Annotated in this window: 10 protein-coding genes; 2 read left to right on the top strand and 8 right to left on the bottom strand. The window is 74.0% G+C overall.

From position 1 onward, the window contains the following. Positions 1-108: 108 nt before the first annotated feature. Both IE332_RS08470 and IE332_RS08465 read right to left on the bottom strand, forming a co-directional pair. Positions 109-1,746 (bottom strand): ABC-F family ATP-binding cassette domain-containing protein, encoded by a 1,638-nt coding sequence (locus IE332_RS08470; RefSeq protein ID WP_189914683.1) that lies wholly within the window; start codon positions 1,744-1,746, stop codon positions 109-111. Positions 1,747-1,902: 156 nt separating this feature from the next. After that, a complete protein-coding gene (locus IE332_RS08465) occupies positions 1,903-3,126 on the bottom strand; it encodes a trypsin-like serine peptidase (RefSeq protein WP_189914681.1) in 1,224 nt (407 codons plus the stop codon). Positions 3,127-3,633: 507 nt separating this feature from the next. Between IE332_RS08465 and IE332_RS08460 the strand changes: the two genes are divergently transcribed. After that, positions 3,634-5,241, top strand: a complete 1,608-nt coding sequence (locus IE332_RS08460) for an ABC-F family ATP-binding cassette domain-containing protein (RefSeq protein ID WP_189914679.1) — start codon at positions 3,634-3,636, stop codon at positions 5,239-5,241. Positions 5,242-5,271: 30 nt separating this feature from the next. Here IE332_RS08460 and IE332_RS08455 read toward each other — a convergent pair whose 3' ends face one another. From IE332_RS08455 to IE332_RS08430, 6 genes are all read right to left on the bottom strand, one after another. After that, positions 5,272-6,603: a S41 family peptidase gene (locus IE332_RS08455; RefSeq protein ID WP_189914677.1), complete on the bottom strand. Its 1,332-nt coding sequence runs from the start codon at positions 6,601-6,603 to the stop codon at positions 5,272-5,274. A gap of 361 nt (positions 6,604-6,964) precedes the next feature. Next, positions 6,965-7,615, bottom strand: coding sequence for a Pr6Pr family membrane protein (locus IE332_RS08450; protein ID WP_189914675.1), 651 nt, complete (start codon positions 7,613-7,615; stop codon positions 6,965-6,967). 147 nt (positions 7,616-7,762) lie between these two features. Beyond that, positions 7,763-8,524, bottom strand: coding sequence for a response regulator transcription factor (locus IE332_RS08445; RefSeq protein WP_373313696.1), 762 nt, complete (start codon positions 8,522-8,524; stop codon positions 7,763-7,765). A 17-nt stretch (positions 8,525-8,541) separates the two neighbouring features. After that, positions 8,542-9,765: a sensor histidine kinase gene (locus IE332_RS08440; protein ID WP_189914671.1), complete on the bottom strand. Its 1,224-nt coding sequence runs from the start codon at positions 9,763-9,765 to the stop codon at positions 8,542-8,544. 89 nt (positions 9,766-9,854) lie between these two features. Beyond that, positions 9,855-10,835 carry a hypothetical protein gene (locus IE332_RS08435; RefSeq protein ID WP_189914669.1) on the bottom strand — a complete coding sequence of 327 codons (981 nt, stop codon included), beginning with the start codon at positions 10,833-10,835 and terminating at the stop codon, positions 9,855-9,857. Between the two features lie 81 nt (positions 10,836-10,916). Beyond that, positions 10,917-11,450: a GNAT family N-acetyltransferase gene (locus IE332_RS08430; RefSeq protein WP_189914667.1), complete on the bottom strand. Its 534-nt coding sequence runs from the start codon at positions 11,448-11,450 to the stop codon at positions 10,917-10,919. 355 nt (positions 11,451-11,805) lie between these two features. On the opposite strand from IE332_RS08430, the gene IE332_RS08425 reads away from it, so the two are divergent. Next, entirely contained in the window at positions 11,806-13,050 is a 1,245-nt protein-coding gene (locus IE332_RS08425; protein ID WP_189914665.1) for a CaiB/BaiF CoA transferase family protein, read from the top strand. The last annotated feature ends 1 nt before the right edge of the window (position 13,051 follow it).

Raw genomic sequence — 13,051 nt, 5'->3', positions numbered from 1 at the left:
GCCCCTCCGGGAAGAGGTAGAGACCAATCTGCGGCCCGGGTCGACCCTGGGCGGGGCAGACCGGTCCACGGGCGGGCCGTCCCACGGGCAGGCCCGCCCACGGGACGGCTACAGCTCGTGCGCCCGCCCGTCCCGGACCTCGATCCGCCGGTTCACCGCGACGGTGTCCAGCATCCGCCGGTCGTGGGTGACCAGCAGCAGGGTGCCGGTGTACGAGGACAGCGCGGACTCCAGCTGCTCGATCGCGGGCAGGTCCAGGTGGTTGGTGGGCTCGTCCAGCACCAGCAGGTTGACCCCGCGGGCCTGCAGCAGCGCCAGCGCGGCCCGGGTGCGCTCGCCCGGGGAGAGGGTGCCGGCCGGGCGCATGACGTGCACCGCCTTGAGGCCGAACTTGGCCAGCAGGGTGCGGACGTCCTCCGGCGAGAGCTCCGGCACGGCGGCGGAGAAGGCCTCCGCCAGCGGCTCGCCGCCCAGGAACAGACCGCGCGCCTGGTCCACCTCGCCGACCACCACGCCGGAGCCCAGGGTCGCGCTGCCGCCGTCGAGTTCGAGCCGGCCGAGCAGGGCGGCCAGCAGCGTGGACTTGCCCGCGCCGTTGGCGCCGGTGATGGCGACCCGGTCGGCCCAGTCGATCTGCAGGTCCACCGGGCCGAAGGAGAAGTCGCCGCGCCGGGCGGTGGCCCCGCGCAGGGTGGCGACCACCGAGCCGGAGCGCGGCGCGGTGGCGATCTCCATCCGCAGCTCCCACTCCTTGCGCGGCTCCTCGACCACGTCCAGCCGCTCGATCATCCGCTGGGTCTGGCGGGCCTTGGAGGCCTGCTTCTCGGTGGACTCGGCGCGCACCGCGCGGCCCATCTTGTCGTTGTCGGAGGACTTGCGGCGGGCGTTGCGCACGCCGTGCTCCATCCAGCCGCGCTGCATCCGGGCGCGGGCCTCCAGCCCGGCCTTGGTGTCGGCGTACTCCTCGTACTCCTCGCGGGCGTGCCGGCGGGACACCGCCCGCTCCTCCAGGTACGCCTCGTAGCCACCGCCGTAAAGGTTGACCTGCTGCTGGTGCAGGTCCAGCTCCAGCACCTTGGTCACGGTGCGGGCCAGGAACTCGCGGTCGTGGCTGATCAGCACGGTGCCGGCGCGCAGGCCCTTGACGAAGGCCTCCAGCCGCTCCAGGCCGTCCAGGTCGAGGTCGTTGGTGGGCTCGTCGAGCAGGAAGACGTCGTAGCGGGAGAGCAGCAGTGAGGCGAGGCCGGCCCGGGCGGCCTGGCCGCCGGAGAGCGCGGTCATCGGCAGGTCGAGCGAGACCTTCAGCCCGAGCGAGTCGGCGACCTCCTCGGCCCGCTCCTCCAGGTCGGCGCCGCCGAGCTCCAGCCAGCGGTCCAGGCTGACCGCGTACGCGTCGTCGGCGCCCGGCCGGCCCTCGACCAGGCCCTCGGTGGCCTCGTCCAGCGCGGCCTGGGCGGCCGAGACGCCGGTGCGGCGGGCCAGGAACTCGCGCACCGACTCGCCCTCGCGCCGCTCCGGCTCCTGCGGCAGGTGGCCGACGTTGGCACTGGCCGGGCTCAGCCGCAGCGATCCGCCCTCGGGGGTGTCCAGGCCCGCCAGCAGGCGCAGCAGGGTCGACTTTCCGGCGCCGTTCACGCCGACCAGACCGATCACGTCGCCGGGGGCGATGACCAGGTCCAGGCCGGAGAAGAGGGTGCGTTCGCCGTGGCCGGCGCTGAGGTCCTTGACTACGAGTGTGGCGCTCATGATGGGGCCGATTGTAAGAGGAGCGGGGGCGCCACCGGAAAAAGCCGAGCGCAGGGCCCCGACCGGGGACGGAGAACCCGGGGAGACGGAAAGGCCCGGGGGCCGCGGCTGTGGCAGCCGCGGCCCCCGGGACCGGTGGGGATCATCCCCGGTGGATCACTTGGCCTTCTTCGAGAAGTACTCGAACATGTGCTGGGCCACGTCCTCCAGGTACGGACCGGCCTCGTAGGTGTTCGCGCCGTTGCCGATGGAGGTGTCGCTGACCAGGGCCGGCTTGCCGTCCTTGGTCGCGAACCAGCCGCCGCCGCTGCTGCCGCCGGTCATGTTGCAGCCGATCAGCAGCATCGCCGGGCGGCTCGGGTCGCCGGTCTTCTTGGACGGCTTGCCGCCGTCGCAGTGCTCCAGCTCGACGCCGTCGAAGGGCTTGCCCTCCGGGAAGCCGTAGTTGGAGACGGCGGCCAGCTGGTCGCGCGGGGCGTTGAACCAAAGCGGCACCGAGCCGCCGACGGTCTCCTCCAGCGACTTGCCGTTCGGGTCGGGGTTGGCGACCTTGATGATGCCGAAGTCGTACTGGCTCCACGGGCCGCCGTGCTCCGGGTCGGCCTCGCCGGTCCACTGCGGCGAGACCATGCCGGCGGTCGCGCCCCACTCGCCGTACGGCTCGGCGTCGTCCAGCTTGGACTTCTGCTTGTTGCCGTTGCTCAGCACGCCGTTGCTGTTGAAGGCCGGGGCGAAGGTGATGTCGGTGTAGTACTTGTTGCCCTTGCCGCCGTGCAGGCAGTGGCTCGCGGTCCACACCAGGTTGCTCTTGCCCGGGTTGGCCGGGTCGGAGACGACGGTGCCGGAGCACACGTAGTCCTCGTTGCCGTCCTTGAAGAAGATCTTGCCGTTGACGTGCATGTTCTTCGGGAACGGGTGCGCGACGGGCTTCGCCGGGACCATGGCGGGCATCTGGTCCGGGCCGGCCGGCGGCTGCGCCGCGGTGGGCTGGGCCGGGGCCGGGGCCGCGCTGGTCGGCTGCGCGGTCGGCTGGGCGGGCGCCTGCGTCGGGTCCTGGGCCGGGGCCTGCGGCAGCGGCTTCGGCTTGGCGTTCAGCAGCTTCTGCAGGGTCCAGTAGCCCTTGACCGCCGGGGTGATGACGTTCGCCTGGGCCCACTTGTCCCAGTCATCGAGCTTCCAGGTCTTCAGCTCCTCGACCGTCGGAAGCTTGATCGGAGCCGCGCCCGGCTTGCCGGAGGCGCTGGCCGCGACCGTGGGAGCCGTGGTCTGGGCTCCGGCCGGGTCGGCGTTGTCCGGTCCGCACGCGGTGGCGACCACCATGGTCAGCGCGGCGACGGAGGCGCCCAGGACGGCTCGGCTCGGCCGGGATATCGGTGACATGAGTTCAAATCCCCCTGTTGACTACCGCCATACGGCCCGTTCCTCGGGTGCGGCCCCGGGGCCGCAGGTATGGCAGTGGAGGAGTCTGCCATGTGGATAAGGAAGTCCTTAAACCCGACCCCGGCTGGGACGAGGCTGTCACCGGATCGGCACCGGATCGGCACGGAGCCTCCGTCGGGCCATCGTCGGGGCGCTGACCGCGGCCTCCTCCGCGGCCTCCGCCGCGGCCCGGAAAACCGGTTGCACGCGTCTTCCGGGGTACCTAACGTGGTCAGGGTCGTCAGCCAGACAAGGAGAAGGCCGTTGATCTACTGAGGTCCCGGGACACCGCCCCGCCACGCAGGCCCTCTTGCCGCGTGGTGCGCGAGTGTGCGACCTCAGTCACGGCCCCGTGGCGATCCTCCGTGTGACGTCACCCCTTCCTTCCTCCGGCCGTACCGGTTCCGCACCCGCGGTGTCTCCCCGTGTTGCTCACCACCCCTTCGGCAACCAACCCGGGAGGCCTTCATGGCACAACCCACCACCGCCGTCCTCTGCACCGACCTCGCGTTCGAGTGGCCCGACGGCAAGCCCGTCCTGGACGGGTTCCACCTCGCCGTCGGCCCCGGCCGCACCGGCCTGATCGGGCTCAACGGCGCGGGCAAGTCCACCCTGCTGCGGCTGATCGCCGGGGACCTCACCCCGACCGGCGGCACCGTCCGGGTCGACGGCGAACTCGGCTACCTGCCGCAGGGCCTGACGCTCGACACCACGCTGCGGGTGGACGAGGCGCTCGGCGTCCGCGCCGCCCGCGAGGCCCTGCACGCCATCGAGTCCGGCGACACCGACCAGCGCCACTTCGACGCCGTCGGCGACGACTGGGACGTCGAGGAGCGCGCCCGGGCCACGCTCGACCGGCTCGGCCTGCAGCGCCTCGGCCTCGACCGCACCACCGGCGAACTCTCCGGCGGTGAGGCGGTCCTGCTGCGGCTGGCCGCCCTGCTGATGGCCCGCCCCGACGTCCTGCTGCTCGACGAGCCCACCAACAACCTCGACCGGGCCGCCCGCGAGCGGCTCTACGAGACGGTGGCCGGGTGGCACGGCGTGATGCTGGTCGTCAGCCACGACCGCGAGCTGCTGCGGCACGTCGACCAGATCGCCGACCTCCGGGACGGCGACGTCACCTGGTACGGCGGCAACTTCGAGGCGTACGAGCGCACGCTCGCCGCCCAGCAGGAGACGGCCGAGCGGCTGCTGCGCAACGCCGAGGCCGACGTCCAGCGTCAGAAGCGGGACTTGGTCGACGCCCGGTCCCGGCTGGACCGCAGCGTCGCGTACGGCAAGAAGCGCTCGGTCACCCGCAACGACCCGCACATCTTCCGGGGCATGCTCAAGCGCAAGGGCCAGGAGACGGCCGGCCGTCTCCAGGGCATGCACACCGAGCGGTTGGAGGAGGCCAGGGCGCGGCTCACCGAGGCCGAGGAGGCCGTCCGGGACGACGCCGAGATCCGGATCGACCTGCCCCGTACGGCGGTCCCGGCCGGGCGCACGGTGCTCACCCTGCAGAAGGTCCGGCTGCCGCACGGCGTCACCGCCGAGCTGGACCTGCGCGGCCCCGAGCGGATCGCGCTGACCGGCCGCAACGGGTCCGGCAAGTCCACCCTGCTGCGCACCATCGCGGGCGAACTCGCCCCGCTGGAGGGGGAGATCACCGCCCCGGTGGCGCTGCGGCACCTCCCGCAGCGGCTCGACCTGCTGGACGAGGGGCTCAGCGTCGTGGAGAACGTCAAGCTGTTCGCCCCCGCCGCCGGGGACAACGCGATCCGCGCCCGGCTCGCCCGCTTCCTGTTCCGGGGCGCCCGGGCCGACCAGCCGGCCGCCACCCTCTCCGGGGGCGAGCGGTTCCGCGCCACGCTGGCCGCCCTGTTGCTGGCCGACCCGCCGCCGCAGCTGCTGCTGCTCGACGAGCCGACCAACAACCTGGACCTCGCCAGCGTCCGCCAGCTCACCCAGGCGCTGGCCGCCTACCAGGGGGCGCTGATCGTGGCCAGCCACGACGTGCCGTTCCTGCGCGGCCTGGGCGTGACCAGGTGGCTGGAGCTGGACGGCGAACTGAGGGCGGTGGATCCGATGTAGCGGACCCGGCCGGGGCCGCGGGCACCGCCGCTACTCCTCGCTCCCGTCGCTTTGGCCACCCTGCTCACCCCGGGCGTCCTCGGCGAGCACCCGGCGGGCCGTGCTCAGGGCCGAGTCCCTGAGCGCGGCCAGCTCGCCGGGGGTGAACACCGGGGTGCGCAGGTTCGGCGGGATGCCCGGTCCGTCGAAGGTGCTGCCGCTCCTGGTGAGGTACTTCTCATTCGGCAGGACGACCATGAGCTCCGGCGAGAGCGTCTTGATCAGCACGTCGGAGAAGACGCCCTGGGTGTTCTCGCCGATCCGGAGCACCCGGGGGGAGCGGCCCGTCATGGCCTGGGTGAAGGTCTCCGCCGCGCTGGCCGAGATCGAGGAGGTCAGGATCGTCACCGGACCGGTGAAGTGCGCGCCCGCCGAGGGCCGCACGGTGACCGGTTCGGGCCGGGTGAACACCGTCGGGTCGGCCGGGTCGTCCCGCGCCACCTTCCGGTAGGCGAGGTAGGGGCGGTCGGTCAGCCGGGCGGCGATGTGCAGCCCGAGCGCGTCCGAACCGCCGCCGTTCAGCCGCACGTCGACGACCAGTCCGGTGGGCCGGTCCGGGCCGGCCAGCAGGGCGTCCAGGGCCCGGTCCAGCTCGGCGACCTGGCTGCGGTAGTCGCCGCCGGTGTAGTCGTCGAAGCTGCTCACCCGGAAGTAGCCGATGCCGCCGGGGAGCCGGCCCACGCCGAGCCGGCCGCCGGCGAAGGTCTGCTCCGGGCCGGTCAGCTGGGCGGCCGACGCCTGAAGGGCCCGCGCCTTCAGCTCGTCGGTGCGCACCGTCGAGCCGGGCCGCCGTCCGCCGAAGACCGGTTTCGGCGCCCCGTCGACCACCCGGGCGAGGCCGGTGTGCGCGTCGCCCAGCGGCCGGAGCATGTCGATCAGGACGTTCTGCAACTCCTCGACGGTCGTCGTCGGGGTGATCCTGCGCCGCTGCTCGTCCCGGACGGCGTGCCAGTCGATGCCCTTGGCCGCGAAGAAGGGGTAGTTCTCCTCGAAGGTCTCCCAGAACCGGTCGAAGACCGCGAGCGGGTCGTTCGGCGCCGGCCGGGCGCACAGCGCCGGCAGCGCGTCGAGACGGTCCAGCGTCTTGCTGCCGACCCCGCCCTCCTCGCGCTCGACCGCCCGGTTCCGCCCGGCCGGGGTGAGCGTCAGAGCGTTGGTGCCCACGGTGTACCGGGTGGTGCCGTCCGGGCCGGGCGTCCCGGACTGCGTGGCGGTGATCCAGCCGGGCACGCAGCTGTGCCCGGTCACGTCGTAGGTGGTGAGCCGGCCCCCGGAGACCGCGATCACCAGGCCGTAGCCGTCCGTCCGCCAGATCCCCGTCAAGGGGTTGCCCGGCCCTCCCCGGTCCGCGGCCGCCGCCGGCGCCGCCAGCCCCGCCGCCGTCGCGAGCGCCACCACCGCGGCCCCCGCCCTGCCGATTCCCCTGCGTGTCCTCGTCGGCCCGTGCGTCATCTCCGGCCTCCGCCGAATCCCGGCCTCCCCCGCGGAACCCCTCCGCCGCCGCTGTCACCGACGCTACGGCCGGCCTCGCCGCCGGGGCGTCATCCGCCGCGCCGCACCCGGTTCCTCCTCCGGGCCTACCCGGGGCCCCGGCGGAACGGTCCCAGGGGGTATCGACAGCAAACCGTTTTGACGGCGGGTGGAAAACCGTCGGCTCCAGCGGAGTCGGCAGGCACGCGGGTCGTCAGGCCTGTGGAGCGGGCCGCAGTTTGTCCGCGACCCGGGTCCCGAGCCGGTCCAGTCCGATGACGAGGGCGGCGAGCAGGACGAACTCGACGGTCAGCTGGGCGATCTGGCCCCAGACGTAGCCGTAGCCCTTGGTGGTCGGGTCGAAGAAGAAGTACGGGTAGGGCAGCGGGTAGTCGTCGAAGAGCGCGTTGCGGGCGAGCACGATCGCCGCGTAGCCGAGCGGGAAGGCCAGCCAGAGCGGGATGTCCTTCCAGGCCGCCGCGTTGCGCGGCTTGAGCACCAGCCAGTCGACGATCACCATCACCGGCGTCACGTAGTGCAGGAAGAACGAGGACCAGTTGGCCAGCTTGTCCGGCCCGCTGACCAGCCCGGGCAGCGGGTTGGCGCCGTGCTGCAGCAGGACGTGCGAGACCAGCCCGGTGATCAGGATGTACAGGGTGGCGGCGCCGCGCAGCCGGGGCGCGGGCGCGTCCACGCTGCCCCGCTGGACCATCCAGTACACCGCTCCGATGAAGTAGCCGAGCACGATCACGTTGCTCTGCACGGTGAAGTAGACCAGCGGTGCTGTCCCGAGGGTCAGGCCGAGGCCCGCCGAGAGCACGATGCCGATGCGCCACCAGAGCGCGGGACGGGTCCGGACTGTCATGCGGCCACCAGTTCGTTCCAGGCGATACGGGAGGTATCGGACGGTTGAGGGGAAAATCGCACTTTACCTCGCGGTGTCGGCGGGGTGGAATCCGTGTGCGAAACCGGTGTGCGACACCCAGGTACGGTGACCGTCCTCCGGCCGGGCTCAGCCCGGCAGCACGAACCCCGACTCGTAGGCCGCGATGACCGCTTGGGTGCGGTCCCGGGCGCCGAGTTTGGCCAGCACGCTGCCGACGTGCGTCTTCACCGTCTCCTGACTCACCACCAGCCGGGCCGCGATCTCGCCGTTGTTGAGCCCGGTGGCCATCAGCCGCAGCACCTGCCCCTCCCGGTCGGTCAGCCGTCCGATCGGTCCCCGCTCGACCGCGGCCTCCCGGCGGCGGTCCGCGCCGTGGCGCAGCGCCAGTTCGCGGACGGCCGTCGGGAAGAGCAGCGAGTCCCCGCGCGCGACCAGCCGTACGGCCTGCACCATCTCCTCCGCCCGTGCCCGCTTCAGGAGGAACCCGGCGGCGCCCGCGCGCAGCGCGTCGTACACGTGGTCGTCGTGCTCGAAGGTGGTGACCACCAGGATCCTGGGCGGTTCGGCCATCCCGCCGACCAGTTGCTCGGTGGCCCGGATCCCGTTGATGCCGGGCATCCGGACGTCCATCAGCACCACGTCCGGCCGCAGTTCGCGCACCAGCGGGACGACCTCGGCGCCGTCGGCGGCCTCGCCGACCACGGTGAGGTCCGGCTCGGCGTCGATCACCACCCGCAGGCCCATCCGGACCAGCCGTTCGTCGTCCGCGATCACCACACGGATGCCCGCACCGCGTCCGTCGCCCACGTCGCCCACGTCGCCCGGAGCGCCCTGGTCGCCCTGGCTGCTCGGGCCACCGGCACCGTCCACAGCGTTCACACCGTTCACCGTGCCCCCGTCGTTCCTCATGCGGTTCCTCCCACCGGCAGCCAGACGGCCAGCCGCCACGTCGTTCCGTCCGCGCTCGGCCCCGCGGTGCTGCCGCCGCGCAGGGCCGTCGCGCGTTCCCCGATCCCGCGCAGTCCCCGTCCGCCGCCGGGGCGGCTCGGGCGGGTGGCGCCCAGCGGGTTGGTCAGTTCGATCTCCAGCCGGTCCCCGGCCAGCCCGACCCGGAGTCCGGCGGGGGCGGGGCCGGCGTGCCGCAGCACGTTGGTCAGGCCCTCCTGCACGATCCGGTACGCCTCGCGGGAGACCGGGGCGGGCAGGCCGGCCAGGCCGGGGGCGAGTTCGGCTTCCACCGTCACCCCGGTGCGGGCCAGTTGGCGCAGCAGGTCGTCCAGCCCGGCGAGGGTGGGGCCGGCCGGCCCGGTGGCCTCCGGGTCCTCCTCGCGCAGCAGGCCGAGCACGGTGTCCAGTTCGGCGACGGCCGCCCGCGCGGTCTCCTCGATCGCGTGCAGCGCCTCGGCGGCGAAGTCGGGGTTGCTGCGCAGGACCCGTGCTGCGGCCGAGGCCTGGATGCCGACCGCGCTGAGCGCGTGTCCGACCGAGTCGTGCAGCTCCCGGGCGAGCCGGTTGCGCTGGGCGAGTACGGTGGCCCGGCGCTCGGCGGCGACCAGCCGTTCCTCCGGGGTGGGGCCGAGCAGGGCGGGCGCCAGGCGGGCGAGCAGCGCCCCGCAGCCGGCGTTGGTGAGGGCGATCAGCAGCAGGACGCCGACGCCGAGGGCGGGGCCGGTGACCATCCAGCCGGGGAAGCGGTCCTCCCAGAACGCGACGAAGTCCCGGACCCCGTCGAGGTTGAGGATCAGCACCACCGCGAACGGCGTCCCGGCCAGGGACATCCCGGCGACCACTCCGCCGAAGAACACGTGCAGCACGAACCAGAGCGCCGTGCGCCACCGGGCGGGCCAGGCGCGGGCCGGGCCGGTGGCCAGCTCCTCCGGCCGCGCGGCCGTGCAGAGCGCCCGCGCGGCGGCGCCCTCCAGCCCCCGGACCGTCGGCACCAGCGCGGTGGCCGCGGCCATCGGCAGGGAGGTGAACAGCGCGAGGAGTTGCATCAGCAGTTGCCGGGGCTGCCCCTGCGCCGGGTTGAGCGCCCCGAGCAGCACCACCGACAGCAGCCAGTACGGCATCAGCAGCGCGCCGCCCAGCACCAGGTGCACCCAGCGCAGCCGGGCCCGCCGTCCGACCATCGCCCCGGCCGCACGCCGCCACCACGCGCCCTCCGCACGCCGCCACCGCGCCCCCGCCGCACGTCGCCACCGCGTGCCCGCCCCCGTGATCACCTGGGTGACTCTACGTCAGCGGCGTTGTCGCGGGTTCCCCGTTCGGTGAGCGCGATCGCCCCGACGGCCAGCACCAGCACCCCGGCGACCACCTGGCCGGCCTGCACCAGTGGCATCAGCCCGGGCACCGCCCGCCCCAGGTCGGTCACCCGGGTGGTGCTCGCCCCGAAGGCCACCAACTGCCAGCTGCCCCAGCCGAACAGCGAGCCGGCCGCCGTCCAGGCCACCAGCAGCGGGACGAGCAGCCGCCGCCGCGGCCGGACCCGGAACACCAGCACCAGCAGCGCCGCCGCCGCGGCCACCGCCATCGCCGCGGTCACCCCGTCCATCACCGCCATGCCCCGGTTGTGCTCCTGGGCCATCGCGACCGGTACCCCGGCGGTGCCGCCCGCCGCCCAGTAGACCCGGGCCGCCGCGACCCCGGCGGCGAGCAGCGCGGCCACGCAGGCCAGGGCGCGCTGCACGGTCAGCGTGGCGGTGGCCGGCAGGTCGCCGATCCGGTCGGTGCGCAGCCCGGCCCAGCGCCGCCGGGCGTACAGGGCGAAGGCGGTCAGCAGCGCGAGGCCCTGCACCGTGAAGCCGCCGTACACGACCAGGAAGACCCAGTCGCTGAGCCCCTTGTCGTCCGGCGCCTTGCCCTGCTCCGGCCCCAGCAGCAGGGAGCTCAGCAGGGACAGCGGCAGCGCCACCAGGATCGTGCCGAGCAGTCCGGTCGCCACCCACATCGGGAACGCCACCAGCCCGGCCGGCACCCGTCGCCCCCACGGCCGTACGAAGGCCAGCGCCAGGGCGACGGCGATCGCGTCCATCCCGAAGGTGAGCAGGTTCACCAGCCACAGGCCGTCCATCTCGCCGGGGCTGTCCGACCCCACCGGATGGCCGGTCAGCCAGAGCAGTTTGAGCGTCAGGTACGGTCCCGTCGCGGCCACCGCCGTCCACGCAGCCCCGGCCCGTACGACACCTTCGTTGATCCTCATGCCGCTACGGTCGCGCCGGGCCCCGGCCCCGGTCCTCCGCCCGGGGCCCGATCCCCCTCCCCCCGGCGGGGGATCTTCGGCTCAGGCCATGCGGTGGATCAGCCGGTCCTCCTGGTCGACCCGCCCGTCCGGGTCCGCCACCAGCCCGAGCCGCTCGGCGAGCCGTCGGGAGGGCAGGTTGTCGGCCCGGATCAGGGCGACCACCGGGATTCCGGGGAACCGCGGCCGCGCCTCCGCCATCGCCGCCCGCGCCGCCTCCGCCGCGTAGCCCAGGCCCCAGGCGGAGGGCCGGAACCGGTAGTAGAGGTTGAACACCCGCTCGCCGTCCAGCGTGTGCAGGTAGAGCCCGGCGTACCCGATGACCACCTCCGGCTCCGCCCGCGTCGACACGGCGCAGTACCCCACGCCGTCCCGCACCCAGTCGGCCACGAACCCGTCCAGCGCCTCCTGCGCCTGTGCCCTGTCCCGCTGCGGGCCGTGCGGGTTGTACCGGTTGGTCTCCGGATCCCCGTGCACCGCGAACATGGCCTCCACGTCCCCCTCCTGCGGCCGCGTGAGCACCAGGCGCTCGGAGACGGCGACGACCGTGCGGGCGGTGTGCTGGGCAGTGGTCATGGTGGTCCCCCGTCATCGGTGTCATCCGTCGTAATGGTCAGGTCGGAGAATAGACCATTACGCCGACACTCGCCCGGCCATTTCCCCCGGCCCCGCACGCCCCTGCGGGATCGACCCCCGCCCTGCTCACCCGCACCCCGGCGGTGACGCCAGGGGTGGTTCCGGTCGCGCGGGGAGTGTGCGGCGTTCGGCGGGGTGGAAGGGGGTGGGTGGACCGGCGCGGAGGTCTTGTTACCGGCGGGTCGCTTGCCTATCATCCCGAGTGTTACAGCTTTACTGTCAAACCCCGAAGGGTCTGCGGCCAGTGCGTGACACAAGCAGTCCACCGGGCGGTCGCGGCCCGGCACCGTCGCAGATGCCCTCGCCGTCGGCCGGTGGGCCGCTGGCGGGCGTGCGGGTGGTGGAGCTCGCCGGGATCGGGCCGGGGCCGTTCGCGGCGATGCTGCTGGGGGACCTCGGCGCGGACGTGGTGCGGGTGGACCGGCCGGACCCGTCGCCGCTCGGGACGGACCCGGCGTACGACCTCAGCAACCGCAACAAGCGCTCGGTGCTGGTCGACCTGAAGTCCCCTGAGGGGCCCGGACTGGTGCTCGACCTGGTCGAGCGGGCCGACCTGCTGATCGAGGGCTACCGGCCCGGCGTCGCGGAGCGGCTCGGAGTCGGCCCGCAGGACTGCCTGGCGCGCAATCCGGCCCTGGTGTACGGGCGGATGACCGGCTGGGGGCAGCAGGGCCCGCGGTCCGCGACCGCCGGGCACGACCTCGGGTACGCGGCGGTCGCCGGGGTGCTCGGGATGGTGGCGGCGCCCGGCGGTGCCGACGAGGCGCCCGGGATCCCGGCCAACCTGCTGGGCGACTACGCGGGCGGCTCGCTCTACCTGGTCGTCGGCCTGCTCGCCGGGCTGCACCACGCCCGGTCCACCGGCGCGGGCCAGGTCGTGGACGCCGCCATCGTGGACGGCGCGGCGCACCTCGGCAGCATGCTGTGGGGCCTGCTCGCGGCCGGCCACTGGCAGGACCGCCGGGGCGTCAACCTGCTGGACGGCGGTGCGCCGTTCTACGCGGTCTACCGGGCCGCCGACGGCGGGCACCTGGCCGTCGGCGCGCTGGAGCCGCGCTTCTACGCCGAGTTCGCCCGGCTGCTGGACCTCGGCCCGGACGCCCCCGGGCAGTACGACCTCGCCCGCTGGCCCGAACTCCGCGCCCGGATCGCCACCCGCTTCGCCACCCGGACCAGGGCCGAGTGGGAGGCCGTCTTCGCGGGCTCCGACGCCTGCGTGGAACCGGTCCTGACGATGCGTCAGGCCGTCGTGGACGACCACCTGTCGGCGCGCGGGACGTACGTCGAGGCGGGCGGCGTCACCCAGCCCGCCCCCGCCCCCCGCTTCTCGGCCACCCCCGGCGCGCTGCGCCGCCCGCCGGCCCGGCCGGGGGCGGACACCGCCGAGGTGGCCAGGGACTGGGGCGTGCCCGGCCTCGGTGCCGGGCTGGGCCTCGACGCCGGGGCGGGCCTCGACGCCGGGGTGGGCGGCGGCCCGCCGGAGGGCAGTTCTCCGGTAGCCACCCCCGCAGTCAACTCCGCAGCAGAGCAAGGAGAGTAGC

The sequence above is a fragment of the Kitasatospora xanthocidica genome (assembly GCF_014656195.1).
GTDB classification, from domain to species: domain Bacteria; phylum Actinomycetota; class Actinomycetes; order Streptomycetales; family Streptomycetaceae; genus Kitasatospora; species Kitasatospora xanthocidica.
The sequence above is the reverse complement of the archived record's forward strand: the minus strand, read 5'-3'. Positions and strand labels throughout refer to the sequence as shown.